Source organism: Streptomyces sp. NPDC058662, from assembly GCF_042716255.1.
Classification (GTDB): domain Bacteria; phylum Actinomycetota; class Actinomycetes; order Streptomycetales; family Streptomycetaceae; genus Streptomyces.
The window spans coordinates 1-25,314 of sequence record NZ_JBHXRU010000030.1 but is presented as its reverse complement, the minus strand read 5'-3'; the positions used below and the strand labels follow the sequence as shown (position 1 = coordinate 25,314).

Genomic DNA, 25,314 nt, shown 5'->3' with positions numbered 1-25,314 from the left:
CACAGGCGCACAGGCGCACGGCGCACCGCCGGCGGACGCGGTCGACGCCGCTACGGCCTCCCGTGCGGGTGGACGACCATCGCCGAGCCGCCGCCCCGCCGGCTGGTCTCGGCCGCCGCGAGCCAGCGGCCGTCCGGCAGCCGCTGCACTCCGGTGGCGGCCCCGATCTCCGGATTCTGCCGGAAGCCCTGGCCGATCGCCTCCAGCTCGGCCCGTACCGGGCTGTTCCACAGGCCCGGCTCCAGCTCGGTGGTGGTCTGGTTGCGCTGGCTGGCGCGCGGCGCGGCGATGGCTTCGACCAGCGGGAGGCCGCGGTCGAGGTGCCCGGTCAGTGTCTGCAGCACGGTGGTGATGATGGTCGCGCCGCCCGGTGAGCCGAGGGCCAGGACCGGCCGCCCGTGCTCCAGCACGATGGTCGGGGACATGGACGAGCGCGGCCGCTTGCCGGGGCCGGGCAGGTTCGGGTCCGGGACGCCCGCCGCGGCCGGGACGAAGGAGAAGTCGGTGAGCTCGTTGTTCAGCAGGAAGCCGCGGCCCGGAACGGTGATCGCGCTGCCGCCGGTGGATTCGATGGTCAGGGTGTAGGAGACGACGTTGCCCCAGCGGTCGGCGACGGTCAGATGGGTGGTGTTCTCCCCCTCGTACGTGGTCGGCGCCGCCTTCCCCGTCGTGGCGCAGGGCCGCGGATCGCGCGGGTCCCCGGGGGCCAGCGGGCTGGTCAGCGCCCGGTCCGGGTCGATCAGGCAGGCCCGCGAGTCGGCGAAGCGCTGCGAGAGCAGCTGCCGCGTCGGCACGTCCTCGGCGGCCGGGTCGCCGACCCACCGGCCGCGGTCGGCGAAGGAGATCCGCGAGGCCTCGATGAAGCGGTGCAGGTACTGCGCCTCGGACAGCTCCGACAGGTCGGTCCGCTCCAGGATGTTCAGCGCCTCGCCGACGGTGGTGCCGCCGGAGGAGGAGGGCGCCATGCTGTAGACGTCCAGGCCCCGGTAGCGGACCTGGGTCGGGGCCTGCCGCTTGGTCGCGTAGGCGCGCAGGTCGCCGGGGGTCAGGTCGCCGGCGCGGACGGTGCGGGTGGCGGCCGGGTCCACCGGAGGGGTGCGCACGGTCCGGACGATGTCCTCGGCGATCGGCCCCCGGTAGAGCGCTCCGGCCCCCTTGCGGCCGAGCTCCTCGTACGTATCGGCCAGGTCCGGGTTCTTGAAGGTGGAGCCGACGACGGGCAGAGCGCCACCCGGCAGGAACAGCTCGCGGGTGTCGGGGAAGTCCCTGAACCGGGCCTCGTTGGCCTCGGTCTGGGCGCGGAAGGTGGAATCCACCGTGAAGCCCTCGCGGGCCAGTTTCCGGGCGGGTTCCAGAAGTCGGCGCAGCGGGCGGGTGCCCCAGGCGTCGAGGGCGCTCTTCCAGGTCGCGGGGGTGCCGGGGACGCCGACCCCCAGGCCGCTGGTCTGCCCCTCCGCGAAGGGGATGGCGGCCCCGTTCTCCTGGAACAGCGCGGGGGTGGCCGAGGCCGGGGCGGTCTCCCGGCCGTCGATGGTGTGCACCCGGCGGGTCCCGGCGTCGTAGTACACGAAGTAGCCGCCCCCGCCGATCCCCGCCGAGTACGGCTCGGTGACCCCGAGCGCGGCGGCGGTGGCGACCGCGGCGTCCACGGCGTTGCCGCCGGCGCGCAGGACGGCGATGCCCGCGGCCGAGGCGTCGGCGTCGACACTGGCCACCGCCCCGCCGTAGCCGGCGGCGACGGGGACCTTGGGCGGGGCGGCGGCTCCCGACGGCGGAGCGGCGGCCCCCGTGGAGACGAGCGCCCCGGCGAGGGCGACGAGCGCTAACTGACGTACGGCGGGACGACGCATCCGTTTCCTCCAGTCGACGGCCGGTCAGGCCCGGCTGCGGCACTGTAACTTCACCGCACCCCCCGCGTCAGGAAGGCCGCGTGACGGCTACCATCCGCCGCATGAACGACGACGTGCGCAACATCGTGCTCGGGGTGATAGCCACCGCTCTCAGCGGCGGGGTCGGCTGGTGTGCCCGGACCTACCTGTGGCGCCGTGCGCTGCGCCGCAAGCAGGCGTTCTTCGGGCTGCCGACCGGATCCGACTGCCTCTTCGTGGTCAACCGGCAGATGGGCGGCACCGACTCCTCGCTGCACCGCAACGACGCCTTCGCGCTGCTGGAGATCTCCGCCCTGATCAAGGACTGCGGGGCGACCGTGCAGATCATCACCCACGAGGCCCGCCAGGGCTTCGGCGAGCGCGCCGAGTTCTGTGTCGGCGGCCCGGTCTCCAACGCCCGTACCGCGGCGCACCTGAGCTCCATGCTCCCGGGGGTGCGGGTCGACGTGTCCGGTGAGCCCGGACCGGACCGGGGCGCGATCGGCGTGGGCGCCGAGACGTACCGATGGGAGAAGGGCGTCGCCGAGTACGTGCTGCTGGCGCGGCTGACGACGGGCCGCGGCGCCCGGCCGGTGTTCCTGCTGTCGGGGCAGACCGCCAACAGCAACCAGGCCGGGGCCCGCTACCTGGCCCGCCACCACCGGTCGCTGGCCCGCACGTACAAGGACGCGTCCTTCTGCCTCGTCCTGAAAGTCGTCAACTCCGACGCCTACGGGCCGGACGTGACGGAGCTGGAGGCGGACGTCACCGCGGCGGCCCGGACACCCGCAGCGGCAACCGTGTGATCCCGTTGATGAAGTTCGAGACCAGTCTGCGCGGCGGGCCAGCGAGTTCGGGCGCGGGCAGGGCGGCCCGCCACTCCTCGTAGAGGGTGCGCAGCTGGAGGCGGGCGAAGTGCGCGCCGAGGCACACGTGCGGCCCGTCCCCGAACGAGACGTGCGGGTTGGGCGAGCGCCCGAGGTCGAGGCGTCCGGGGGCGGCGAAGACGCGCTCGTCGTGGTTGGCGGAGGCGTGGAAGACCACCACCTTGTCGCCGGCCCGCACCCGCTGCCCGGCCAGTACGGTCTCCACGGCCGCGGTGCGGCGGAAGCTGAGCACCGGCGGGTGGACCCGCAGGAGTTCCTCGACGGCGGTGTCCACCGCCACCCGGCCGTCGGCCAGGCCCCGGTAGGCGTCCGGGTCGAGGGCGAGGGCGAGCAGGCCGCCGGGGGCCGCGCCGCGCACGGTGTCGTTGCCCGCGACGGTCAGCAGGAAGAAGAACATCTCCAGCTCGGCCGGGTCGAGTCCGCCCCGGGCGAGGGCGGTCATCACGTCGTCGCCCGGGTGCGCGCGCTTGTGGGCGGCCAGGTCGCGGGCGTACGCGAACATCTCCCCGAGCAGCGCCGGCGAGCGCGGGTTGAGCGGGGTGCCGTCCGGGCCCGCCGGGGGCTGTGGCGCGTCGTCGGGGTCCTGGTAGCCGATGATCCGTACGGTCCACTCCAGCAGCAGCGCCCGGTCGGAGGCGGGGACGCCCAGCAGGTCGGTGAGGTTCAGCAGCGCGTACTCGTCGGTGACGGCGCGCACGATGTCGACGGCGCCGTCCTCGGCCCTCTCGCGGGCGCCGGCCAGCAGCGTGCGGGCGCGGGCGCGGACCCGTCCGGCGAAGGCGTCCACCCGGGCGGGGGTGAAGGCGCGGGCGACGAGCCGGCGCAGCCGTCCGTGGTCCGGGGGGTCCTGGTTGAGCATGGTGTGGCGCAGGAAGGGCAGGTCGGCGGGGTCGGGGTCGCGGATCTGGGTGGCGCCGAGCCAGGAGGAGTATGTGCGGTGGTCGCGCAGGACCCGTACGACGTCGGCGTGCCGGGTGACGGCCCAGAAGCCTGGTCCGGCGGGCCATCCCAGCACCTCCGGTTCGGGCTGCCAGGCCACCGGGACGGTGTCGCGCAGGAGGCGGTAGCGCTCGTACGGGACACCCTCGGCGTAGACGCGGGGGTCGAAGACGTCGGGCGCGCCGCCCGTGGCGAGGTCCATGCGGCCACCGTGGCCGGTGGGCCGCCCTCGCCGCAAGAGCGCCCCGCGGTGCGGGCCGGCGGCAGCGGCGGGTGTCGGCCCGGCGGCGGCGTCGCCGCCGTCTCCCCCGGTTCCCGCGGTGCGGGCCGGCGGTCAGCGCCCCATGTCGCACGGGGTGGGTGCGAGGGTCGTGTCGGTGCCGGTGATCGAGACGTCGCTGACGGTGTCCGTGTCCGCCTTGACGGAGAAGCGGGCCGTGCACACGATCTGCGCGACGGCCGTCTTGGACAGGCCGCCCACCTTGACCGGCAGCCGCACGTTCACGACGTCCCCGGCGGTGATCTCGACGACCACCTTCTCCTCGTCCTCCTCGGGGACCACCGGCAGCTCCGTGACCAGGCCCGCCTCCCGCGCCCGCCCGGTCGGGCCCGCCAGCAGCAGCCGCACGAGCGGGGTGGGGGCGAGCGTGTAGCCGTTCATGAAGAAGGGGACCGGCACGAGCCGGGTGCTGTCCTGGGCCACGAAGTAGACGACGACCCCGCCGGTCGCGCCCGGTACGGTCACCTCGGCGGCGTGACCGGCCTCGATGACCCCGGTGGGCTTGATCCCGCAGCCGCCCAGCAGCAGGGCGCCCACCAGCGCGAGGGTGGCGGTTCTGGCCTTCGCGGCGGTCATACCCGCGCCTCCAGCGGCATGTCGAGGGTGAACACGGCGCCGCCCGCGGGCCCGTTGGCCGCGCGGAGCACACCGCCGTGCAGGTGGACGTTCTCCTGGGTGATCGCGAGGCCGAGGCCGCTGCCGGCGGAGCGGGTACGGGCGGCGTCCGCCTTGTAGAAGCGGTCGAAGATGTGCGGCAGCACCTCGGGGGCGATCCCGGGCCCGCTGTCGGCGACCTCGATGACCAGCCGCTCCCCCTCCGGGTGCGGGGCGGTTCCCACGGCGACCCGTACGGGGGCGCCGCCGTGGCGCAGGGCGTTGCCGACCAGGTTGGCGAGGACCACGTCGAAGCGCCTGGGGTCCAGCCGGGCGCGGACCCCGTCCGGCAGCACGGTGTGCACGCGGTGGTCGTCCCAGTGGCGCAGTTCGAGGGTCTTGCGCACGGCCTCCGCGATGTCGACGTCGTCCAGGTTCAACTCGGCGGCGCGGGCGTCGAAGCGGGATATCTCCATCAGGTCCTCGACGAGGACGGCGAGCTTGCCGGTCTCCGCGCTGATGAGGTGGAGGGCCTTGGCGGTGTCGGGGTCGAGCCGTACGGCGTCCTCGTCGAGGACCTCGGTGACGGCCAGCATGCCGGAGAGCGGGGTGCGCAGTTCGTGCGAGACGTCGGAGGCGAAGCGGCGGGCCCGCTGCTCCGCCTCGCGCAGCTCGGCCACCGACTGTTCGAGGGCGCGGGCCGTCTCGTTGAACGTACGGGCGAGGCCGGCGAGCTCGTCGGCCCCCCTGACCTCGATCCGGGTGTCCAGGCGGCCCCGGCCGAGCCGCTGGGCGGCGCGGCGCATGTCGCGGACGGGCCGCAGCACGCTGCGCGCGGCGAGCAGCGCGGGGATGACGGCGATGGCGAGGCCGGGGACGGCGCCCTGCTGGGCGGCGGCCACCAGGGCCTGCACGGTCTGCTTCTCGGTGACCAGCGGCATGCTGGCGAAGAAGACGGCGCCCGTGGGCTCCTGGACCCCGTCGTGCTGGAAGGTGACGGCGACGCCGAACGTGAGGTACGGCTTCCCGACGCGGTCCTCGACCCGCTGGAACGCCCCGTACCCCTTCTCCCGGACCTTGGTGCGGAGTTCGTCCGTGATCACGGCGGAGGTCGGCGAGTCGAGGCTGGTGGACGCGCGCAGCTCGGCGTACTCGCCGAAGATGTTCCAGGCGTGCGGCTTGCCCCGCTTGCCCAGCTCGTTGACGGCGGTCTGGAGCTCCTGCTGGGTGAGGGGCAGGCGCAGCTCCTGCTGCGCCACCTGGTCGCGCAGGGCGTTGACGGCGATGTCCTGGGTCTGTTTGAGGATCGCGTTGCGCGCCTGCTGGTAGGTGAACGCGGCGGTGGTCACCGCGCAGATCGCGGCGACCAGCAGGAAGGCCGCGATCAGCCGGGTGCGCAGGCCGAGCGGCGCCATCCTTCTCATCCGGCGCCCCTACAGGGGGCCGAAGCGGTAGCCGAAGCCCCGCACGGTCTGTATGTAGCGGGGGGCGCCGTCGGGGTCCTCTATCTTGTGCCGCAGCCGGCGCACGCAGGCGTCCACGAGCCGGGCGTCGGCGTGGTAGCTGTGGTCCCACACGTACTCCAGCAGCTGCTGGCGGGAGAAGACCTGCTCGGGCGAGGCCGACAGGTGCAGCAGGAGCTTGATCTCGCTGGGGGCGAGGGCGACGCGCTCGCCGTTCTTGGAGACGGTCAGCCCGGCCCGGTCGATGGCCAGCTCCGCGTGGTGCGCGACCTCGGGGCGGATCCCGACGGGGTCGGCGAGCCGGCGCAGGACGGCCTTGACACGCGCCTCGATGACCTCGGTGCGGGCGGGTTTGACGATGTAGTCGTCGGCCCCGGCCTCCAGGCCGATGACGATGTCGAAGTCGTCGCCGCGCGCGGTGAGCATGATGATCGGGACCTCGCTGGTCTCCCGGATCCGGCGGCAGACCTGCACGCCGTTCATCCCGGGCAGCATCAGGTCGAGCAGGACGAGCTCGGGCCGGAAGCCGGCCATCAGGGCGAGCCCCGCCTCGCCGGTCTCGGCGGCGCTCACCTCGTGGCCGCGCCGGCGCAGGCCCAGTCCCACCCCTTCCCTGATGGAAGGGTCGTCCTCGATCAGCAGTACGCGTGGCATGCGGTCATCGTCCAAGAGGGTCGGGGGCGGGTCCTCACCCTAACAGCCGGTCCTGCGCCGCAGGGAGGCCAGCAGGTCGGTGATCTCCGTCAGGCGCAGCGGCCCGGCGAGGAGGACGACGACGATCAGCAGGGCCGCGGTTCCCGCCCCCACCGCGGCGAAGTCGCCCCACCGCTCGACGGCCCGCGCGGCGGCGTACCCGGCGACGGCCGCCGGGACCGAGGCGGCGAGGACGCGCAGGTGGGTCCGTACGGCTGTGGCACGGCGCTCGGTACGGGTGCCCGCGCGCGGGCCGAGCCGGCGGGCGAGGACGCAGCCGGTCGCGACCGCGCCGGCGAAGAAGGCGACCGAGGAGGCGGCGGCCATCCCGGTGACCGCCCAGCGCGGGGAGAGGAGGAAGTACGCGGCGGCGGACAGGCCCGCGTTGAGCGCGGCGACGACCAGGTTCAGGAAGAACGGGGTCCTGGTGTCGGAGAGGGCGTAGAAGCCGCGCGAGAGGACGTACTGGGCGGAGAAGGCGATCAGGCCGGGCGCGAAGGCGAGGAGGATGCCCGCCATCACCTCGATGTCGGCGGCGCCGGTGCGGCCGTACTCGAAGACGGAGCCCATCACCCAGGGCGCGAGGGCGGCGAAGAGCGCGGCGGCCGGCACGACGAGGACGGCGCTGGAGCGCAGTGCGTACGAGACGTCGCGGCGGACGGAGGCGAGGTCGCCGTCGGAGGCCGCGGCGCTCATCCGGGGCATCAGCGCGGTCACGAGGGAGACGGTGATGATGCCCTGGGGGACGATCCACAGCTGGTAGGCGTTGCTGTAGGCCGTGTACCCGGCGCCCGGGAGGCCGGCGAGGTCGGCCTGGGCGCCGGTGGTGGTGGAGAGGCGGGTGACGACCCAGTAGGCGAGCTGGTTGGTGAGGACGAGCAGGACCAGCCAGCCCGCGTTGCGCAGGGGGCGGCCGAGGCCGCTGCCGCGCCAGTCGAAGCGGGGGCGCCAGCGGAAGCGGGCGGCGCGCAGCGAGGGGAGGAGGGCGAGGGCCTGGAGGACGATGCCGGCGGTGGTGCCGAGTCCGAGCAGCCGGGTCTCGGCGGCGGTCAGGCCCTGCTCCGCGTCGTGGGAGACGTAGAGGAAGAGGCTGAACACGCCGATGACGACGAAGTTGTTGAGGACCGGGGTCCACATCATGGCGCCGAACCGGCCGCGCGCGTTCAGTACCTGGCCGAGCAGGGTGAAGAGCCCGTAGAAGAGGATCTGCGGCAGGCAGTAGCGGGCCAGCGCGACGGTGGTGCTCTCCTGGGCGCCGCTGTATCCGGTGTACGCGGAGACGATCAGCGGGGCGGCGAGGACCGCGGCGGCCGTGATCGCCACGAGCACGACCGTGCAGGCGGTCAGCAGCCGGTCGGTGTAGGCGGCGCCGCCGTCCTCGTGCTCCTTGGCGGCCCGGACCAGCTCCGGCACGAAGACGGCGTTGAGGGCGCCGCCCACGAGCAGGATGTAGATGATGTTCGGGACCGTGTTGGCCACCGCGTAGCCGTCGCCGAGCAAACCGACGCCCAGCGCGGCGACGACGACGGCGGAGCGGACGAAGCCGGTGGCGCGGGAGACGATGGAACCGGCCGCCATGAGCGCGCCGCTGCGCAGCACCGAGGTCTTGCGGGGCGCCGCGGCCGGTCCGGCCGGGGCGCCGGCGGCGGTGTGCCCGGCCGCGAGGTGTTCGGCCGCGACGTGTTCGACTGCGAGGTGTTCGGCCGTGACGTGTTCAGCCGTGACGTGTTCAGCCGGCGTGCCGTCGGCCGTGACGTGTTCGGCCGACGGGTGCCCGGCCGTGACGGACGCCGCGGCGGTGGTGCCGTGGCTCACCGGCGGGCCAGGTACGCCTGGAAGGCCTTGTACAACGCCGTGTTGGTGTGTCCGTCCATCGGGGTCTCCCACTCGCCGAGCGTCTCGACGACCTGCCCGCCGGTGCCGAGCTTCCAGCGCAGCAGCCCGAAAGAACGTTCGTCGGGGTCAAGGGTGGAGGGTACCCCCCGCATGTCGTACTCGTCCGCGCCGAGGGCGTGGGCGTCGCCCATCATGCGCCACTGCAGGGCATTGCTGGGACGCACTTCGCGCCGGTGGTCGGCGGAGGCGCCGGTCTGGTACCAGACCCGGCTCCCCGCGACGATCATCGTGTGGGCGGCGAGGATCTCGCCCTGGTGGATGCCCAGGTAGAGCCGCATCCGGCCGGGCTGCTCGGCATTGAGGACGCGGTACTGCTGCTCGTAGTACGCGAGGGAGCGGCCGAGCCGGAATCCGTCGCGCTCCTCGGTGATCCGCAGCAGCCGGTAGAACTCCGGAAGGTCGGCGGCGCTGCCGAGGACCGTCTCCACACCCGCCTTCGCGGCCTTGCGCACATTGCGCCGCCACTCCTGGTTCAGCCCCGACCACAGGTCGTCGCGGGAGCGGCCCGCCAGCGGCACGCGGAAGACGTGGCGGGGCTGCGCGTCCCCGTCGTCCTCGCCGCCGCAGCGCTTCCAACCGCGGGTGCGCAGCCGGTCGGCGAGGGCGGAGCCGACCGGGTCGACCTCGGTGGCCAGGACGTCGGAGAGCTGCCGGCCGGGCCCGGTCGCGGACTTGACGGTGGCCGCGTCCCAGCGGCGGTAGGCGGGGGTGGGGCCCATCCGGACGGCGAAGGCGCCCGCGGACCGCAGGTGGCGCAGCAGCGGGGTCAGCCAGTGGTCTATGTGCGGGTCGGACCAGTCGACGACGGGCCCTTCGGGAAGGTAGGCGAAGTATAACCGGGTGCCCGGGAATTGGCGGTAGAGGACGAGGGCGGCCCCCATGACTTCACCGCCCGGGTAGTGCCATCCGACCCTTTGGGAGCGCCAGAGGTCCTTCACCTCGCCCCAGGACGGGTACTGGAGGAAGCTCGCCCTCCCGTGCCGGAAAAGGAAAGTCCGGTATTCCGCTACAGACAGCTCACGCACCGTCAGCTCCTGGTTCCGGTCCTGGGAGTGGTGCTGCCGGGCAGTGGTCACGAGCAGTGCACACATGGCTGTCGGCCTTCCTGTGCGTCGGGCGAGGTGGTGGCTGCACAGGACTTTCACAGGGGTCGATGACCGGAGTGAGCGGCGATTGTGACCGGACGATGACCGTTTCGCTGCGGTCCACGTCACAACGGGGAGAAGGAGTTTTTCCCCGGAATGCGCAACCTAGAGTCGTCCCGTTCGCTCTCTATTCGCGAAAGATCATTACTTGGAGGGGTTTCGTTGAGCCGCACACGCCGTACCGCACTGCCGCGCCGTCGGGGCCGCCACGCCATGCTGGCGGGCGCCGCGCTCCTGGCCGCCGCCCTGACCGCCTGCGCGGGCGGGTCCGGCGGCGCCGGGAGCGGGACCGGCAAGGGGGAGGCGGAGATGAAGCCGAAGCCGGACATGGCGATAGCCGTGAACCTCACGGGTGATCAGGTGAAGGCCGGCGAGCCGGTCACCGTGACCCTGGCCGAGGGCAAGCTCGCGCTGGTGAAGGTGACCGACGGCAAGGGCGGGGAGCTTCCCGGGAAGATAGCCGACGACGGGAGGACCTGGACGTCGGAGCGCAACGCCTCCCCCGGGACGGACTACAGGGTCGAGGCCCAGAACACCGACAGCCAGAGCGCGGCGGCGCAGTTCAGGACCGGCGCGGCGGACAAGGTGAACAAGGTCTCGATCAACATCCCCAAGGGCAGCACCACGGGCGTGGCCATGCCCGTCTCGATCGTCTTCGACAACCCGGTGGCCAACAAGGCCGAGGTCGAGAAGCAGCTGAAGGTCACCACCTCGAACAGCACCGAGGGCTCCTGGGGCTGGTTCAAGGACTACAGCGGCAAGGACCGGGTGGACTGGCGGCCGAAGGAGTACTGGAAGTCCGGCACCGAGGTGAAGGTCGACATGAACCTGAACGGGGTGGACTCCGGGAAGGGCGGCGGTCTCTTCGCCAAGGACTACACCACGGAGTTCAGGATCGGGAAGGACCGCCGGATGGAGGTCAGCCTCGACACCAAGAGGATGACGGTCGTCGAGGACGGCCAGACGGTCCGGACCATCCCGGTCTCGTCCGGCACACCGGGCGGCAAGAAGGCCTCGTGGTCCGGGAAGATGGTGCTCATGTCGAAGGAGGGCACCATCCGGATGGACTCCCAGACGGTGGGCCTGGGCGACGCCTACGACAAGATGGTCGACTACGCGATGCGGCTGACATGGTCGGGCATGTACGCGCACGCCGCTCCGTGGAACGCCGCGAACTTCGGCCGCGCCAACGCCAGTTCGGGCTGCGTCGGGATGAGCGACGCCGACGCCGCGTCCTTCTACGCGCAGGTCCAGGTGGGCGACCCCTTCGAGGTGGTCGGCGAGGGCTCCAAGGGCAACGCCGACATCGGCAACGGCTACGGCGAATGGAACCTCTCCTGGGACCAGTGGAAGGCCAAGAGCGCCCTGCACGGCGCGCCGCAGAACGGCTGACCTCGGCTTTCGGTACGGCAGCGGATCCGCGGCCGCTTTCACTGACCTTCGTTCAATCGTTACCAGCGCGTAACTTACCGATGGGTTACTTTCGGTAACACGCTCCCGTTACCGTCGGGTCACTTTGACAACCCGGCTCACGCGAGGAGCGAGAGATGGAACGCACCACCACCGCCGCGGCCGTTGCGGCCGTGCTGGCGGCTGCCGCCCTGGGCCTGGCCCCCCACCAGGCCCAGGCGGCACCCGTCCCCGCGGCGGTCGTCGCCGAGCAGGCCTCCCCGGAGCTCCGCTTCCACGACATCCCCGGCTCCGGCGGCGTCACCCTCAAGGGCAACGTGTTCACCCCGGCGGGCGCCGAGGCCGGCCGGAAGTACCCGCTCATCGTGCTCCCGACCAGCTGGGGCATGCCGCAGATCGAATACATCGTCCAGGCGAAGAAGCTCGCCGACTCCGGCTACGTCGTGGTCAGTTACACCTCGCGCGGCTTCTGGCTCTCCGGCGGCCAGATCGAGGTCGCCGGCCCGCCGGACGTCGCCGACGTCTCCGCCGTCATCGACTGGGCCCTCGCCCGCACCCCCGCCGACCCGGACCTGATCGGCCTCGGCGGGGTCTCGTACGGGGCGGGCATCAGCCTGCTGGCCTCCGCGCACGATCCGCGCGTGAAGGCCGTGGTCGCCCTCAGCGGCTGGGCCGACCTCATCGAGTCGATCTACTCGGGCCGCACCCAGCACCTGCAGGCCGCCGGCCTGCTCGGCGCCGCGGGCTTCCTCACCGGCCGCCCCGGTCCCGAACTCCAGTCGATCCTCGGCGACTTCCTCGGCTCCCGACTGGACCGGGAGCAGCAGATGATCGACTGGGGCAAGAAGCGCTCCGCCTCCGAGCAGGTGGACCGGATCAACGCCAACGGCCCCGCGGTCATGCTGGGCAACGCCTGGGGCGACACCATCTTCCCGCCCAACCAGTACGCCGCGTTCTTCGAGCGGCTGACCGGCCCCAAGCGGCTGGAGTTCCGTCCCGGGGACCACGCCACCGCTGAGGGGTCCGGCCTGCTCGGCCTGCCCAACGACACCTGGACCAATGCCCACCGCTGGTTCGACCGCTACCTCAAGGGCGAGCGCAACGGCGTGGACACCGAGGCTCCGGTGCAGGTCAAGTCCCGCGGCGACGGGGGGTACGAGGGCTACGCCGACTGGAAGTCGGTCGGCGCCGGCGCCACGCTGAAGGTCCCGCTCGCCGACAGCGAGCACCTGTTCGCCAATGTCGACTCCGGCGCCAACGGCGGCGTCGTCCTGCTCTCCAGCGTCCTCGACCAGTTCTTCCAGGCACCCCCGGTCGCCTCGATCCCCCTCCTGCCCCGCGCCTTCGCCGCCGTCTGGCAGTCCGAGCGCCAGCCGACCGCGCGCGCGATCCGCGGCACGGTGAAGCTGCACACCACCGTCACGCCCACGAAGTCCGACGGCACCTTCGTCGCGTACCTCTACGACGTCGGTCCGCTCGGCATCGGCAAGCTGGTCAGCAACGCCCCGTACACCTTCCACGGCCGCGCCCCCGGCCAGGCGTTCGGGGTGGACCTGGAGCTCTTCTCGACCGCCTACGACGTGCCCGCGGGGCACCGGCTCGCCCTGGTCGTCGACACCGTCGACCCGCTCTACATCGAGCACAACCCCACCGGCGCGCAGCTGACCTTCTCCTCGCCCCGCAACGACCCCAGTTACGTCTCGGTGCCGCTGCGCGAGCAGTGATCCACGGCTGCCGCCGGGTGGGGGTGGCTCGTCGGCGCTACCGGGGGCCGCCCGGCAGGACCGTCTCCTGTCCGGCCGCCGGGGCCACCTCCACCGCGACCGTCTTCGGGTTGCGCCGCTCCCGCCTGGCCACCCAGGTGGCGAACCAGGAGAGCAGCATGCACATCCCGATGTAGATCGGGGAGATGATCATCACGACCGGGATGAAAGGCAGGTCGTAGTCGAGGTTGGAGGCGATGAGCTTGCCCGCGTGCAGGAACTCCTCGTAGGTGATGAGGTATCCGAGCGAGGTGTCCTTCAGTGCCACCACCAGTTGGCTGATGATGGCGGGCAGCATCGCCCGGACGGCCTGCGGCGCCAGGATGAAGGACATGACCTGCGTCTTGCGCATGCCGAGGGCGTACGCCGCCTCCCGCTGCCCCTTCTCCACCGCGTTGACGCCCGTGCGGAAGACCTCCGCGAGCACCGAGCCGTTGTAGAGGGTCAGACCGGCCACCAGGGCCGGCAGCGGCTGGACCTTCAGCGCCACGAAGATGAAGAAGATCATCACCAGCACGGGCATGGCCCGGAAGAACTCCACGAACAGCGTGGCGGTCCAACGCACCGGCCGGTGCACCGAGAGCCGGCCGGTGGCGAGCACGGCGCCGAGCGCGAGAGAGAGAACCGAGGCGTACGCGAAGGCCTTGAGGGTGTTCCCCAGGCCCGTGAGCAGCAGCTCCTGGATGCCCTCGTAGGTGAAGGGCGCCCACTTCTCGGCGGTGAACTGCTCCGTGTCGAACAATAGGTAGAGGATCCAGCCGGCGATGGCGAGGATCACCGCCGTGGAGGCGATCCCGTAGAGGAGGTGCCGGCGCCGGGCCCGGGGGCCGGGGATGTCGTAGAGGGCGGTGGACTCCGGGCTCCCCTGGAGGGCGTGCGCGGTCATCGGGCGATCCCCCAGCGCTTCTCCAGCACGTTGAAGAGCGCGCTGATGGACAGGGTGATGATCAGGTAGCCGACGGCGATCCAGACGAAGGTCCAGATGATGCTGTAGCCCAGCTCGTTGAGGGTCTTGTAGGTGCCCAGCAGCTCGGTGACGCTGAAGGCGCCGGCGATCGCCGAGTTCTTGGCGAGCGCGATCAGGGTGGAGCCGACGGGCGGGATCACGGACCGGAAGGCCTGCGGCAGGATCACCGCGCCCAGGGTCTGGCCGAAGGACATGCCCAGGCTCCGGGCCGCCTCGCCCTGCCCCTTGGGCACGGTGTTGATGCCCGAGCGCAGCACCTCGCAGATGAAGGCGGAGGTGTAGCAGCCGAGCGCGAGGACGGCGAAGAGCTGGAAGGGCAGGACGAGCCCGAAGCGGGGCAGTCCGAGCAGCACGGCGAAGAAGAGCAGGGTGAGCGGGGTGTTGCGCAGGACGGTGACCCAGACGGTGCCGAAGACCCGGAAGGAGCCGACGGGGGCTACGCGGAAGGAGGCCATCAGGAAGCCCAGCGCCAGGGCGAGGAGGGAGGAGTAGACGGTCAGTTCGACCGTGCCGAGGAAGCCCTCCCCGTAGAGCGCGAAGTTGTCGGTGAGTACGTTCATGGCGGTGGCCTCTTACTCAGCTCGCCGGGTAGCGGTCGATGGCGGGAGGCGTCGGGGCGGGCACGCCGGACAGGCCGAGCGTGGCCTCGTAGGCCTTCTTCCAGTTCCCGTTCTCCTCCTGCGCCCGCAGGGCGTCGTCTAGGGCGAAGCGCAGGGCGTTGTCGCCCCGGGGCACTCCGATGCCGTAGGGCTCCTCGGAGAAGGGCTCGCCGACGACCTTGAGCTCCTCGGGGACCTTGGCCGCGTAGCCGAGGAGGATCGAGTCGTCGGTGGAGACGGCGTCGACCTGGTAGGTCAGGAGGTTGTCCAGGCAGGCGGAGTAGGTGTCGTAGGCGACGAGCTCCGCCTTCGGGAACTCCTTCTGGAGCCGCTGGTACGGGGTGGAGCCGGCGGCCGAGCAGACCTTCTTGCCCGCGAGGTCCTCGGGGCCCTTGATGTCCTCCTCGTCCCGCCGGACCAGGAGGGACTGGCCGGCCATGAAGTAGGGCCCGGCGAAGCCGACCTGCTTCTTGCGGTTGTCGTTGATCGTGTAGGTGCCGACGTAGTAGTCGATCTGGCCGTTCTGCAGGGCTGTCTCGCGGTTGGCCGAGGCGATGGTCTTGAACTCGATCGTCGCGGGGTCGAAGCCCAGCGAGGCCGACATCATCTTGGCGATCTCGATGTCGAAGCCGGAGTAGCGGCCGCCGGCGGGGTCCTTCTCCCCCATGTACGGCTGGTCCTCCTTGGCGCCGACCACCAGGTGGCCGCGCCGTTCGGCCCGCTCCCAGGTCGGCGATCCGGGCAGCTCGAAGCCGGTCGCCACCTTGTACGCGGGCAGGTCCTCGGGCTGCGGGCCCTTGACCGGGGGGCTGCCCGGCCTGCCGCACCCGGCGGCGGCCGCGAGGAGCAGCACCAGGGCGAGGGCCAGCGCGGGGGTGCGGGCGGGGGCAGGGGTGCGGGCGGAGGCCGGGGTGCGGGCGGGGATCATCGCGCGCCCCCTCAGTGCTTCAGGATCTTGGAGAGGAAGTCCTTGGCCCGGTCGCTCTCGGGGGCGGTGAAGAACTCCTCCGGGGTCCGGTTCTCGACGATCTTCCCGTCCGCCATGAACACGACGCTGTTGGCGGCCGAGCGGGCGAAGCCCATCTCGTGGGTGACCACGACCATGGTCATACCCTCGGCGGCGAGCTGCTGCATGACCTCCAGCACCTCGTTGATCATCTCCGGGTCGAGGGCCGAGGTGGGCTCGTCGAAGAGCAGGGCCTTGGGGTTCATGGCCAGGGCGCGGGCGATGGCCACGCGCTGCTGCTGGCCGCCGGAGAGCTGGGCGGGGTACTTCGCCGCCTGGTCGGCGAGTCCGACGCGTTCCAGCAGCTCGCGCGAGCGCTTGTCCGCCTCGGCCTTCCCGCGCTTGCGGACCTTGGTCTGCGCGAGCGAGACGTTCGCCAGGACGGTCTTGTGCGCGAAGAGGTTGAAGGACTGGAACACCATCCCCACCTCGGCGCGCAGCTGGGCCAGCTCTTTGCCCTCGTCGGGCACCGGCTTCCCGTCGATCGTGATCGTGCCCGACTCGATGGTCTCCAGCCGGTTGATGGCCCGGCAGAGGGTCGATTTGCCCGAGCCGGAGGGGCCGATGACCACCACCACCTCCCCGCGGCCGACGGTGAGGTTGATGTCCTGGAGTACGTGCAACTGCCCGTAGTACTTGTTGACGTCCCGCAGCTCGATCAGAGGATCGACGGCCATGCGCTGCCCTGCCCACTTGTCGGTGTCGAGGTCAGCGCAAACTATCCAGTCACGGAAAGGCACTTCGCGTCGACACGCCTAAAGGTGGCATAAAGCCGCCGGGCGTCAGCCCTCGGAGGCCTCGGCGTACGCCTGACTGAGTTCGGGGGAGCCCGTCATCGCCCAGGACACCCCCGACTCGATCACGTTCAGCTCCCGGCCCGAGGCCAGCCTGATCACGGGCTGCCCGTTCGGCCACACCTGCCAGGCGGCGCCGGGGATGGTCCGGATGATCACGGTTCCGAGGTAGAAGCCGGCGTCGTTGCCGAGCCACGGCACGATCTCCGGATCCCGGCGCCAGCGCGGCATCAGCTGGTCGAGCGCCTCCAACGACCCTTGTGTCTCGTCGAGTTCGAGTCCGGTCGCCCTCGCCTGGACGCGCAGCAGCTCGCACTCCGAGAACAACTCGACGACGCCCTCGGGGTCGTCCGCGAGGGCGGCGGCGAGGCCCGCGCCCTGTTCCGTTTCGTGCCGGTTCAGCCAGTTGCCCAAGAAAGGGATGTTCATACCGACCAGACTCGCACCAGGATCCGCCGCTGGCCACAGGGCGCGCCTGCGTCCCGGCCCGGATCCCGGGCCGCACCCCCGCCCGCTTCCGGGGCCCCGTGGGCGGCCCGGAACGGGACCCACCGGTCGAGGTCCCGGAGCGGGACCTACCGGTCGAGGTCCAGGGCGAGGTCCAGGTCCACGACGACCGGGGCGTGGTCGGACGCGCCCTTGCCCTTGCGCTCCTCGCGGTCCACGTAGGCGTCCGTGACCGCCTTGGCGAAGGGCTCGTTGCCGAAGACCAGGTCGATGCGCATACCCCTGTTCTTCGGGAAGGCCAGCATCCGGTAGTCCCAGAAGGTGTAGGCGCGGTCGTACTTGAGCGCGCGCGGCAGCACCTCGTGGAGCCCGGCGGCCCGCAGCGCCTCCAGGGCGGCCCGCTCGGCGGGGGTCACGTGCGTGGCGCCGGCGAAGACGGCCGGATCGTAGACGTCCTCGTCGGTGGGGGCCACGTTGAAGTCGCCGAGCACCGCGAAGGGGCGGCCACCTGCGGCGTCCTGCGCGACGGCTCCGGCCAGCGAGCGGAACCAGTCCAGCTTGTACCCGTAGTGGTCGTGCCCGACCTCACGGCCGTTGGGCACGTAGACCGACCAGACGCGGACCCCGCCGCAAGTGGCGGAGATCGCGCGCGGCTCCTGGACCCCCTCGTAGTCGGGCCCGCCGGGCAGCCCGAGCTCCACGTCCTCCAGACCGACCTTCGAGAGCAGGGCCACGCCGTTCCACCGGCCGGTCGCGTTGACGGCCGACTCGTAGCCCAGCTCGCGCAGCTCGGCGTGCGGGAACTGCTCCGCGGAGCACTTGGTCTCCTGGACGCACAGGACGTCCGTGCCGGAGCTCTCCAGCCAGGCCAGCAGGCGCGGCAGCCGGGCGGTGATCGAGTTGACGTTGTACGTGGCGATACGCATGCGTCCCAACCTACCGCCCGCCACCGACAGTCACAGTTCGGTGCCTTCCCCGGCGGTGAGTCGGCTGTGGTCGGAGCCGCCGAGGGCGGCCAGGGCGCCGTCGTAGATCGGCCGGGCGATGTCGGAGAGGTACGCGTCGTGGATGTCGACAGCCCGGCGCGGCCTCACCTCGCGGACGTAGTCGATCACCTCGGAGATCTTGTTCCACGGGGCGTGCACCGGGAGCATCAGGGTCTCGACCGGTACTCCGGGCACGGTCAGCGCGTCCCCCGGGTGGAAGAGGGAACCGTCCACGAGGTAGCCGACGTTCGTGACCCTCGGCAGGTCGGGGTGGATGACCGCGTGCAGTTCGCCGTGCGCCTGGACCTCGAACCCGGCGGCGGTGAAGGTGTCGCCGTGGCCCACGGTGTGCACCCGGCCCGGGTAGGCGGCGGCCAGTCGCTCCGCGACACTGCGCAGGGTCCACAGCGCGGCCGCCGGATTCGCGTCGAGGGCGGCCCGGATCCGGCCCTCCTCGAAGTGGTCGGGGTGCTCGTGGGTGACCAGCAGGGCGTCCGCGCCGAGGCCCGCGTCCGGTTCGCTGAAGGCGCCCGGGTCGATGACGAGCGTGCGCCCGTCCTTCTCCAGTTGGACGCAGGAGTGCAGCCGCTTGGTGAGCTTCATGATCCAAGGCTAGCCCCGGACCGTGCGGTCCGTCAGGGAGTGGTCGAGGACACCACGTAGACCTTGGCGATGCGGGGGTCCGTCAGGTCGACGGTGACGTCCCGGGTGGGGCGCGGGTCGTCCTGCTCCAGGGTGGTGCCGACCCACTCGGTGTGCGGGGTCCAGTCCCATCCGGCGACGGACGTGTCGTGCTCGGAGATCGCGACCCCCGGGGTCAGCTCCTCCCGGCTGGTGCCGACGGAGGCCAGGAACCGGTCCAGCCCGGTCGGCGTGACCGCGAACTGGGTGTACAGCCGGCTGGTGCGCCAGTTGTTCGTCTCCAGGAAGCCGACCCGCCAGGCCTTGTCCGGGATGGGCACCTCGTAGATGCTGCGCTGGACCTTGGAGGGCCAGCCGGGGCGCACCTTGGTGGCGCCGACCTTGGCGGCCTTGTCGCGGCCGCTCTGGCGGCTCTGCTGGGCGGAGACGGCGAGGTAGCCCGCCGGGACGCCGACCAGCAGCAGGATGATGATGGCGGTGATCCAGCGGCGCCGGACGACGTGCCTGCGGTCCTCGGCCGGTGGTGCGGGCGCGCCGCCCCCGTCGGGAGCGGCGGCCTGGTGGGGCAGGGAGGGCGGTGTCACTGGCTTCCGGTGTCCTTGGGGTCCGACGGGTCCGGGGACCCGGTGGTGTCGCGCCGGCCCAGCTGCGCGTAGCGCTCGTACCGCTCGACCCGCCGCCGGGTGGCGCGGCGGAAGCGGCGGGCGACGAGCCGGGAGAGGTCGGCGGCGCCGACCATGCCGGCCTCGGGCCCGAGCTGGGCTTTGGCGATGCGCGCCTCGGGGCGGTAGCCCCGCCCGGTGAGGTGGCGGCGGAAGGCCTCGCGGGCGGGCCCGATCAGCAGGTCGTCGGCGGCGCTGACGCCGCCGCCGATCACGAAGCAGGACGGGTCGAGCGCGGCGGCCAGGTTGGCGATGCCGACGCCGAGCCACTGGCCGATGTCCTGGAGCAGCTCGACGCACATGGCGTCGCCCTCGCGGGCCAGCTCGGTGATGAGCGGCCCGGTGATCTCGTGGACGTTCCCGCCGACCTTGGCGATGATGTTGTACGCGACCGGGGAGTCCGCGGCGGCGAGCTCGCGGGCCTCGCGGACCAGGGCGTTGCCGGAGCTGTACTGCTCCCAGCAGCCCCGGTTGCCGCAGGGGCAGCGGTGCCCGCCGGGGACGACCTGCATGTGGCCGAACTCGCCGGCGACCCCGTACCGGCCGCGCTTGACCTGGCCGCCCTCCAGGATGGCGCCGCCGATGCCGGTCCCGAGCGTGATCATGACGAGGTGGTCCTCGCCGCGTCCGGCGCCGAAGCGCCACTCCGCCCAGGCCGCGGTGTTGGCATCGTTGTCGACCATGACCGGGACCGCGAGCCGGGACTGGAGCGCGTCGCGCAGCGGCTCGTCGCGCCACGCCAGGTGGGGCGCGAACAGCACACGGGAGCGGTCGGCGTCGACCCAGCCGGCCGCCCCGATGCCCACCGCGTGCACGTCGTGCCGGTCGGACAGGTCCAGTACCAGTTCGACGATGGTGTCCTCGACGACCTTGGGGCTCTTGGACTTGTCGGGGGTCTCGGTGCGGATCTTCTCCAGGATGACGCCGTCGGCGTCGACGACGCCCGCCATCACCTTGGTGCCGCCGATGTCGATGCCGACGGTCGGAACGCGCGGGGCGGTCAGGTGCGACCGGCGCTCACGGGTCCCGATGGTCCGCAGGACGGTGCCTCGCGCCGACCCCCGGTGGGCGAGCGTGAAGTCCCGGTACGTGCTCATCGCGTCGTGCCGTCCCTCATGGTTCGGTGGTGCGGCGGGCCCGGCGGGCCTCGCCGGACGCGGCGTCCGGTCCTGATTCTGCCACCCGCTCCAGCTCGTGGCTCAGTTCGTCGAGCTCGGAGCCGCCCGCCATCTGACGGGTCAGCTCGTCCAGGTTGATCGAGTCGCGGGTGTGGCTGCCCGCCATGGAGCCGCGCTTGAGCAGCACGAACCGGTCGCCGACGAGGTGGGCGTGGTGCGGGTTGTGGGTGATCAGGACCACGCCGAGGCCCGCGTCGCGGGCGGCGGCCACGTACTTGAGCACTACGCCCGACTGCTTGACGCCGAGGGCTGCGGTGGGTTCGTCGAGCACGAGGACCTTGGCGCCGAAGTGGACGGCGCGGGCGATGGCCACGCACTGGCGCTCGCCGCCGGACAGGGTGCCGATGGGCTGGTCGACGTCGCGCAGGTCGATGCCCATGCGCAGCAGCTCGGCGCGGGTGGTGTCGCGCATGAGGTCCACGTCGAGGCGGCGCAGGGGGCCCCGCCCCCTGGTGGGCTCGGAGCCCAGGAAGAAGTTCCGCCAGACGGGCATCAGCGGGACGACCGCGAGGTCCTGGTAGACGGTGGCGATGCCGAGGTCGAGGGCGGCGCGCGGGTTGGCCAGCACGGTCTCGCGGCCCTCGATCTCGAAGGTGCCGGCGTCGTGCCGGTGCAACCCTGCGATGATCTTGATCAGGGTGGACTTGCCGGCGCCGTTGTCACCGAGGACGCACGTGATCTCGCCGGCCGAGACCTCCAGCGAAACCTCCTGGAGGGCGCGGATGTTGCCGTAGTACTTGCTGACGCCGGTCAGCTTCACCAGGGCGGGTGCTTCGGTCACGGTCACTCCGGTCACGGTCACTTCGCCTCCGCCCGCTTGCGGACCCATGCGTTGAGCAGCGTGGCCAGCAGGAGCATCGCGCCCAGGAAGAACTTGAACCAGTCCGGGTTCCACTGGGCGTACACGATGCCGTTGCTGGTCATGCCGAAGATGAAGGCGCCGACGGCAGAGCCGATGGCCGAGCCGTAGCCGCCCGTCATCAGGCAGCCGCCGATCACGGCCGCGATGATGTACAGGAACTCGTTGCCGACGCCCTCGCCCGACTGGACCACGTCGAACGAGAAGAGGATGTGCTGCCCGGAGATCCAGGCGCACAGGGCGACCCCCATGTAGAGCCCGATCCGGGTCTTGACGACCGGGACTCCGACGGCGCGGGCCGCGTCGGCCCCGCCGCCCACCGCGAAGATCCAGTTCCCGGCGCGGGTGCGCAGCAGGATCCAGGTCGCGACGGCGACCAGGACCAGCCACCACAGGACGGTGACCTTGAGGGTGACCGAGCCGACGTCCCACTGCGAGGCGAAGAGGGCCCGCGCCGAGGAGAAGCCCTCCATGTCGGCGATGGTCTTCGTGGACACCGAGCCGGTGATGAGCTTGGTGAAGCCGAGGTTCAGGCCCGTCAGCATCAGGAAGGTGCCGAGGGTGATGATGAAGCTCGGCAGTCTCGTCCGGGTCAGCATGAAGCCGTTGAAGAAGCCGACGGCCAGCGTGACCAGCAGCGAGACCAGCACCCCGACCCACACGTTCGCGGTCATCTGGTAACTGAACATCGAGCTGAGCAGCGCCGAGGTGGTGACCATGACGCCGGCCGACAGGTCGAACTCGCCGCCGATCATCAGCAGGGCCACCGGTACCGCCATGATCCCGATGGTGGAGGCCGAGTACAGGATCGTGCTGAGGCTGGAGGCCTGCAGGAAGCTGTCGGCGGCGAAGGAGAAGAAGACGAAGACGGCGGCGGCGCCGACCACCGCGCCCAGCTCCGGTCGGCCCAGCAGCTTGCGGGCCAGGGAGGCGGGCGCGAGCCGTTCGTCCAGGTCCGGAACCGCGCTCATCGGGTGCCCCGCTTGATGTACTCCTCCAGCTGCGCCGCCTCGGCGCCGGTGACGATCTGCGGTCCGGTGAGGACCGGGCGGCCGCCGCCGAGCACGTCCGCGTTGTAGCGGTGGAGCCAGAGCAGGTCGACGGCCTCGTAGCCCTGGAGGTAGGGCTGCTGATCCACGGCGAAGCCCAGCGCGCCGGACTTCAGGTCGCGGGCGACGGAGTCGTTCAGGTCGAAGGTGTCCACCTCGGCCGTGCTGCCCGCCGCGTCCTTCGCCTTGACGGCGGTGGGCGCGAAGGGCGCGCCCAGGGTGAGGATCGCGTCCACGGACGGGTCCGCCTGGAGCTTGGCCTGCAGGGCGGCCTGGACCGCGGGCATGTTGGTGCCCTCGACGTACAGGTTCTCCATCGTGCCGCCGAAGGTCTTCTTCGCCCCGGCGCAGCGCTGCTCGTGGCCGACGTTGCCCTGTTCGTGCAGGACGCAGACGGCCCGCTTGCGGCCCCGCTTCGTCAGCTCGGCGCCGACCGCCTCGCCGGCGATCTCCTCGTCCTGGCCGATGTGGGTCAGCGCCCCGTACGCGGCGGACTGCGCGGATCCGGAGTTGACCGTGACCACCGGGATGCCGGCCTTCACGGCCTTGCCGATGACGTCCTTGAGGGCCTCGGGCTTGGCGAGGCTGACGATGATGCCGTCGACCTTCTGGTCGATGGCGTTCTGCACGAACTGCGCCTGCTGCTGCGCCTGGTCGTCGTGGGCGTAGACGAAGTTGATGTTGTCCTTGGCCGCGGCCTCCTTGGCGCCCTTCTGGACGATGTCCCAGAAGGTGTCGCCGTCGCCCGCGTGCGTGACCATCGCGAAGGTCCAGCGCGGGGTGGAGACGGCGGGCCGGCCCTGCTCGGCGGCCCTGGCCCGCTCCTCGGCACGCTTGCCGCCCGTGCTGCTGCAGCCCGCGAGCGAGGCTCCCAGTACCGCCGCGAGCACGGCGCCCACGACGCGTACCCCTGTCCGAACCCTAGCCACGTCGCCGTGCCCTTCCCTCGTCGGTCTCGTCCGTCATCAATCGGTCATTCCGGTTCCAGCCGCCCAGTATCCGCCACAGTGGACCATGGAGGGTCATCGGGGCGGGCGCGCGCGGATTGACAGGCCCCCCGTACGGGGCCAGGTTGAGTGCATGCGCATCGGGCTCATCGGCACGGGCCGGATCGGCTCCTTCCACGCGGCGGCCCTGGCCCGCCATCCGGAAGCGGGATCGCTCCTGCTCGCCGACGCCGACCCGGCGCGGGCGGCGCGCCTCGCCGACCGGCTGGGGGCCACCGCCGCGCCCTCCGTGGAGCAGGTCTTCACCTGGGGCGTGGACGCGGTGGTGGTGGCCTGCGCGACCGCGGGCCACGCGGAGCTGGTCGTCCGGGCCGTGCGCGGCGGGCTCCCGGTGTTCTGCGAGAAGCCGCTCGCCGCGGACCTGGACCGGAGCCTGGCCGTCCTGCGCGAGGTGACCGCCTCCGCCGGGACGCTCCAGGTGGGCTTCATGCGGCGCTTCGACGCGGGCTACGGGACGGCCCGCGACCTGGTCCGTTCGGGGGCGCTGGGCCGGCTGCACACCGTGCGGACCATGACCGCCGACCCCTCCCCGCCGCCGGCCGACTACCTCGCGACCTCCGGCGGCCTGTACCGGGACTGCCTGGTGCACGACTTCGACATGGTCCGCTGGGTGACCGGCCGCGAGGTGGTCGAGGTGTACGCGACCGGCTCGGACGCGGGTCCGGCGCTGTTCCGGGAGGCGGGCGACATCGACACCGCGGCGGCGGTGCTCCGCCTGGACGACGGGACGCTGGTCACGGCCGGCGGAACCCGCTGCAACGGCGCGGGCTACGACGTGCGCATGGAGCTGGCCGGGGAGCTGGACCAGGTCTCCTGCGGACTGGACGACCGCACACCCATCGCCTCGACGGAACCGCAGGGTCCGCCCAAGGCCAGCAAGCCGTGGACGGGCTTCCTGGAGCGGTTCGGGCCCGCGTACGAGGCGGAGCTGGCGGCCTTCGTGCGCCTGGTGCGCGGCGAGGGCGCGAACCCGTGCGACGGCCGGGAGGCACTCGCCGCCTTCCGGGTGGCGGAGGCGTGCGAGCGCTCGCGCCGCGAGCGGCGGCCGGTGCGGCTGGAGGAGCTGCCGGACCTGTGAGCAGGCCCGTGTACGGGCGGGCATCCGGCCACCCTAGACCCGCGTACGGCGTACGCAGGGGACGTGTTCCGGACAACCCTCAGGCTGCGGCGCGGCGCCCCCAGGCGGTGCCCGCGAGGACGAGGACGACGCCGGCGAGGCCCGCCGCGCCGAGGTGCTCGCCGCCGATGGCGATGCCTGCGGCGGCCGCCCAGAGCGGTTCGGTGCCGAGCAGGAGGCTGACGCGGGAGGGCGAGGTGCGGCGTACGGCCCACATCTGCACGTAGAACGCGAACAGGGTGCAGAAGACGGAGAGGAACACGAGCCCGGCCCACTGGGCGGGCCCGAAGTCTGCGGCGGCCGCCCAGGGCGTGGCGCCGGTGCCCGGCAGGGCGGCGAGCAGCGCGAAGACCAGGACGGCGGCGCCGAGCTGGACCGTGGTCAGGGAGAGTGAGTCGGCGTCCTGGACCGCCTTGATCCGGGCCATCAGCAGGACGTGCAGGGTCCGGGCGAGGGCGGCGCCGAGGATCAGCAGGTCGCCGAGGCCGGGGGCGGCGAACCCGGCCCCCTGGGTGAGCAGCACGACGCCCGCGACGGAGACGGCGGCGGCGCCGAGGAAGGCCGCGGAGGGCGCCCGGCGCCGTACGGCGGACTCGGCGAGCGGCGTGAAGATCATGGTCAGGCTGATGATCAGCCCGGCGTTGGTGGCGGAGGTGTGGACGACACCGTACGTCTCCAGGAGGAAGATCCCGCCGAGTACGAAGCCCAGCACCGCGGCGCCGCGCAGCTGGGCGCGGGTCAGCGCGCGCAGCCGGCGCCCACCGGTCGCGACGAGGACGGGCAGCACGAGCGCGAAGCGGAGCACGAGCACCGCGATGACGGTGTGGGCGGTGGTGATGCCCTTGGCGGCGAGGTAGCTGCCGCCCCAGACGACGGCGACGGCGAGCACGGGCAGGTCGGCGAGCCAGGCCCTGCGGGCGGCGGGGGCGGGGGCGGGGGCCCGTACTTCGGCGGCGGCGAGGTCGGGCGGGGTCACGGTCACCGGCTGTCTCCAACGGCGGGAGCGGGGTGGAGGCTTCGGCGGCTCGCACGGGGCGCTCACGGTACCGGAGCGGATCATGGC

24 protein-coding genes are annotated in these 25,314 nt (G+C 72.1%); 4 read left to right on the top strand and 20 right to left on the bottom strand.

The window, feature by feature from the left end; all coding sequences use genetic code 11:
* Positions 1-50 precede the first annotated feature (50 nt).
* Positions 51-1,850 carry a gamma-glutamyltransferase gene (gene ggt / locus ACFWUQ_RS13830; protein WP_384537239.1) on the bottom strand — a complete coding sequence of 600 codons (1,800 nt, stop codon included), beginning with the start codon at positions 1,848-1,850 and terminating at the stop codon, positions 51-53.
* Positions 1,851-1,951: 101 nt separating this feature from the next.
* Here ggt and ACFWUQ_RS13825 point away from each other — a divergent pair, with 101 nt between their 5' ends.
* Complete coding sequence (locus ACFWUQ_RS13825) at positions 1,952-2,674, top strand: hypothetical protein (protein WP_384537236.1); 723 nt, start codon at positions 1,952-1,954, stop codon at positions 2,672-2,674.
* Here ACFWUQ_RS13825 and ACFWUQ_RS13820 read toward each other — a convergent pair.
* The 6 genes from ACFWUQ_RS13820 to ACFWUQ_RS13795 all read right to left on the bottom strand — a co-directional run bounded on the left by ACFWUQ_RS13820 (position 2,634) and on the right by ACFWUQ_RS13795 (position 9,711).
* Positions 2,634-3,896, bottom strand: coding sequence for a cytochrome P450 (locus tag ACFWUQ_RS13820; RefSeq protein ID WP_384537234.1), 1,263 nt, complete (start codon positions 3,894-3,896; stop codon positions 2,634-2,636). The two genes, ACFWUQ_RS13825 and ACFWUQ_RS13820, sit on opposite strands and share 41 nt — an antisense overlap.
* Positions 3,897-4,028: 132 nt before the next feature.
* Complete coding sequence (locus ACFWUQ_RS13815; protein ID WP_384537231.1) at positions 4,029-4,550, bottom strand: hypothetical protein; 522 nt, start codon at positions 4,548-4,550, stop codon at positions 4,029-4,031.
* Positions 4,547-5,992, bottom strand: coding sequence for an ATP-binding protein (locus ACFWUQ_RS13810; protein WP_384537229.1), 1,446 nt, complete (start codon positions 5,990-5,992; stop codon positions 4,547-4,549). Before ACFWUQ_RS13810 ends, ACFWUQ_RS13815 begins: the two co-directional genes overlap by 4 nt.
* 9 nt (positions 5,993-6,001) lie before the next feature.
* Entirely contained in the window at positions 6,002-6,685 is a 684-nt protein-coding gene (locus tag ACFWUQ_RS13805) for a response regulator (protein ID WP_384537227.1), read from the bottom strand.
* A gap of 39 nt (positions 6,686-6,724) precedes the next feature.
* A complete protein-coding gene (murJ, locus tag ACFWUQ_RS13800) occupies positions 6,725-8,323 on the bottom strand; it encodes a murein biosynthesis integral membrane protein MurJ (protein ID WP_384537332.1) in 1,599 nt (532 codons plus the stop codon).
* 212 nt (positions 8,324-8,535) lie between these two features.
* Entirely contained in the window at positions 8,536-9,711 is a 1,176-nt protein-coding gene (locus tag ACFWUQ_RS13795) for a lipid II:glycine glycyltransferase FemX (RefSeq protein WP_384537224.1), read from the bottom strand.
* Between the two features lie 267 nt (positions 9,712-9,978).
* Here ACFWUQ_RS13795 and ACFWUQ_RS13790 point away from each other — a divergent pair, with 267 nt between their 5' ends.
* Both ACFWUQ_RS13790 and ACFWUQ_RS13785 read left to right on the top strand, forming a co-directional pair.
* Positions 9,979-11,157 (top strand): Ig-like domain-containing protein, encoded by a 1,179-nt coding sequence (locus ACFWUQ_RS13790; protein WP_384537329.1) that lies wholly within the window; start codon positions 9,979-9,981, stop codon positions 11,155-11,157.
* A 155-nt stretch (positions 11,158-11,312) separates the two neighbouring features.
* A complete protein-coding gene (locus ACFWUQ_RS13785) occupies positions 11,313-12,899 on the top strand; it encodes a CocE/NonD family hydrolase (protein WP_384537221.1) in 1,587 nt (528 codons plus the stop codon).
* Positions 12,900-12,936: 37 nt separating this feature from the next.
* Here the strand turns inward: ACFWUQ_RS13785 and ACFWUQ_RS13780 are convergent, their stop codons facing one another.
* The 12 genes from ACFWUQ_RS13780 to ACFWUQ_RS13725 form a co-directional block, all read right to left on the bottom strand.
* A complete protein-coding gene (locus ACFWUQ_RS13780) occupies positions 12,937-13,824 on the bottom strand; it encodes an amino acid ABC transporter permease (RefSeq protein ID WP_384537219.1) in 888 nt (295 codons plus the stop codon).
* Positions 13,821-14,465, bottom strand: a complete 645-nt coding sequence (locus ACFWUQ_RS13775) for an amino acid ABC transporter permease (protein WP_384537217.1) — start codon at positions 14,463-14,465, stop codon at positions 13,821-13,823. The genes ACFWUQ_RS13780 and ACFWUQ_RS13775 overlap by 4 nt, the downstream gene beginning before the upstream one ends.
* Before the next feature lie 16 nt (positions 14,466-14,481).
* Entirely contained in the window at positions 14,482-15,432 is a 951-nt protein-coding gene (locus tag ACFWUQ_RS13770; RefSeq protein ID WP_384537215.1) for a glutamate ABC transporter substrate-binding protein, read from the bottom strand.
* An 11-nt stretch (positions 15,433-15,443) separates the two neighbouring features.
* Positions 15,444-16,187 (bottom strand): amino acid ABC transporter ATP-binding protein, encoded by a 744-nt coding sequence (locus ACFWUQ_RS13765; RefSeq protein ID WP_384537212.1) that lies wholly within the window; start codon positions 16,185-16,187, stop codon positions 15,444-15,446.
* A 105-nt stretch (positions 16,188-16,292) separates the two neighbouring features.
* On the bottom strand, positions 16,293-16,733 hold the full coding sequence (locus ACFWUQ_RS13760; RefSeq protein WP_384537210.1) for a DUF6278 family protein: 441 nt from the start codon (positions 16,731-16,733) through the stop codon (positions 16,293-16,295).
* 146 nt (positions 16,734-16,879) lie between these two features.
* Entirely contained in the window at positions 16,880-17,677 is a 798-nt protein-coding gene (locus ACFWUQ_RS13755) for an exodeoxyribonuclease III (RefSeq protein ID WP_384537208.1), read from the bottom strand.
* A gap of 30 nt (positions 17,678-17,707) precedes the next feature.
* Positions 17,708-18,340 carry an MBL fold metallo-hydrolase gene (locus ACFWUQ_RS13750; protein ID WP_384537206.1) on the bottom strand — a complete coding sequence of 211 codons (633 nt, stop codon included), beginning with the start codon at positions 18,338-18,340 and terminating at the stop codon, positions 17,708-17,710.
* Positions 18,341-18,372: 32 nt separating this feature from the next.
* The gene (locus ACFWUQ_RS13745; RefSeq protein ID WP_384537203.1) at positions 18,373-18,963 is read right to left on the bottom strand and encodes a hypothetical protein; all 591 of its coding nucleotides are present in this window, start codon (positions 18,961-18,963) and stop codon (positions 18,373-18,375) included.
* Positions 18,960-20,138, bottom strand: coding sequence for an ROK family glucokinase (locus tag ACFWUQ_RS13740; RefSeq protein ID WP_384537200.1), 1,179 nt, complete (start codon positions 20,136-20,138; stop codon positions 18,960-18,962). The genes ACFWUQ_RS13745 and ACFWUQ_RS13740 overlap by 4 nt, the downstream gene beginning before the upstream one ends.
* 16 nt (positions 20,139-20,154) lie before the next feature.
* Complete coding sequence (locus tag ACFWUQ_RS13735) at positions 20,155-21,048, bottom strand: ATP-binding cassette domain-containing protein (RefSeq protein ID WP_384537198.1); 894 nt, start codon at positions 21,046-21,048, stop codon at positions 20,155-20,157.
* Positions 21,018-22,049 (bottom strand): ABC transporter permease, encoded by a 1,032-nt coding sequence (locus ACFWUQ_RS13730; RefSeq protein WP_384537195.1) that lies wholly within the window; start codon positions 22,047-22,049, stop codon positions 21,018-21,020. Before ACFWUQ_RS13730 ends, ACFWUQ_RS13735 begins: the two co-directional genes overlap by 31 nt.
* On the bottom strand, positions 22,046-23,026 hold the full coding sequence (locus ACFWUQ_RS13725; protein ID WP_384537194.1) for a sugar ABC transporter substrate-binding protein: 981 nt from the start codon (positions 23,024-23,026) through the stop codon (positions 22,046-22,048). The genes ACFWUQ_RS13730 and ACFWUQ_RS13725 overlap by 4 nt, the downstream gene beginning before the upstream one ends.
* Positions 23,027-23,207: 181 nt before the next feature.
* On the opposite strand from ACFWUQ_RS13725, the gene ACFWUQ_RS13720 reads away from it, so the two are divergent.
* The gene (locus ACFWUQ_RS13720; RefSeq protein WP_384537192.1) at positions 23,208-24,212 is read left to right on the top strand and encodes a Gfo/Idh/MocA family oxidoreductase; all 1,005 of its coding nucleotides are present in this window, start codon (positions 23,208-23,210) and stop codon (positions 24,210-24,212) included.
* A 79-nt stretch (positions 24,213-24,291) separates the two neighbouring features.
* On the opposite strand, the gene ACFWUQ_RS13715 is transcribed toward ACFWUQ_RS13720, so the two are convergent.
* Positions 24,292-25,233, bottom strand: a complete 942-nt coding sequence (locus tag ACFWUQ_RS13715; RefSeq protein ID WP_384537190.1) for a DMT family transporter — start codon at positions 25,231-25,233, stop codon at positions 24,292-24,294.
* Positions 25,234-25,314: the final 81 nt, after the last annotated feature.

What these genes read in the sequence shown, in the direction of transcription:
- ggt (WP_384537239.1), bottom strand. Translation starts at nt 1,850, where the DNA reads ATGCGTCGTCCCGCCGTACGTCAGTTAGCGCTCGTCGCCCTCGCCGGG.
- ACFWUQ_RS13825 (WP_384537236.1), top strand. Translation starts at nt 1,952, where the DNA reads ATGAACGACGACGTGCGCAACATCGTGCTCGGGGTGATAGCCACCGCT.
- ACFWUQ_RS13820 (WP_384537234.1), bottom strand. Translation starts at nt 3,896, where the DNA reads ATGGACCTCGCCACGGGCGGCGCGCCCGACGTCTTCGACCCCCGCGTC.
- ACFWUQ_RS13815 (WP_384537231.1), bottom strand. Translation starts at nt 4,550, where the DNA reads ATGACCGCCGCGAAGGCCAGAACCGCCACCCTCGCGCTGGTGGGCGCC.
- ACFWUQ_RS13810 (WP_384537229.1), bottom strand. Translation starts at nt 5,992, where the DNA reads ATGAGAAGGATGGCGCCGCTCGGCCTGCGCACCCGGCTGATCGCGGCC.
- ACFWUQ_RS13805 (WP_384537227.1), bottom strand. Translation starts at nt 6,685, where the DNA reads ATGCCACGCGTACTGCTGATCGAGGACGACCCTTCCATCAGGGAAGGG.
- ACFWUQ_RS13795 (WP_384537224.1), bottom strand. Translation starts at nt 9,711, where the DNA reads ATGTGTGCACTGCTCGTGACCACTGCCCGGCAGCACCACTCCCAGGAC.
- ACFWUQ_RS13790 (WP_384537329.1), top strand. Translation starts at nt 9,979, where the DNA reads ATGCTGGCGGGCGCCGCGCTCCTGGCCGCCGCCCTGACCGCCTGCGCG.
- ACFWUQ_RS13785 (WP_384537221.1), top strand. Translation starts at nt 11,313, where the DNA reads ATGGAACGCACCACCACCGCCGCGGCCGTTGCGGCCGTGCTGGCGGCT.
- ACFWUQ_RS13780 (WP_384537219.1), bottom strand. Translation starts at nt 13,824, where the DNA reads ATGACCGCGCACGCCCTCCAGGGGAGCCCGGAGTCCACCGCCCTCTAC.
- ACFWUQ_RS13775 (WP_384537217.1), bottom strand. Translation starts at nt 14,465, where the DNA reads ATGAACGTACTCACCGACAACTTCGCGCTCTACGGGGAGGGCTTCCTC.
- ACFWUQ_RS13770 (WP_384537215.1), bottom strand. Translation starts at nt 15,432, where the DNA reads ATGATCCCCGCCCGCACCCCGGCCTCCGCCCGCACCCCTGCCCCCGCC.
- ACFWUQ_RS13765 (WP_384537212.1), bottom strand. Translation starts at nt 16,187, where the DNA reads ATGGCCGTCGATCCTCTGATCGAGCTGCGGGACGTCAACAAGTACTAC.
- ACFWUQ_RS13760 (WP_384537210.1), bottom strand. Translation starts at nt 16,733, where the DNA reads ATGAACATCCCTTTCTTGGGCAACTGGCTGAACCGGCACGAAACGGAA.
- ACFWUQ_RS13755 (WP_384537208.1), bottom strand. Translation starts at nt 17,677, where the DNA reads ATGCGTATCGCCACGTACAACGTCAACTCGATCACCGCCCGGCTGCCG.
- ACFWUQ_RS13750 (WP_384537206.1), bottom strand. Translation starts at nt 18,340, where the DNA reads ATGAAGCTCACCAAGCGGCTGCACTCCTGCGTCCAACTGGAGAAGGAC.
- ACFWUQ_RS13740 (WP_384537200.1), bottom strand. Translation starts at nt 20,138, where the DNA reads ATGAGCACGTACCGGGACTTCACGCTCGCCCACCGGGGGTCGGCGCGA.
- ACFWUQ_RS13735 (WP_384537198.1), bottom strand. Translation starts at nt 21,048, where the DNA reads ATGGGTCCGCAAGCGGGCGGAGGCGAAGTGACCGTGACCGGAGTGACC.
- ACFWUQ_RS13730 (WP_384537195.1), bottom strand. Translation starts at nt 22,049, where the DNA reads ATGAGCGCGGTTCCGGACCTGGACGAACGGCTCGCGCCCGCCTCCCTG.
- ACFWUQ_RS13720 (WP_384537192.1), top strand. Translation starts at nt 23,208, where the DNA reads ATGCGCATCGGGCTCATCGGCACGGGCCGGATCGGCTCCTTCCACGCG.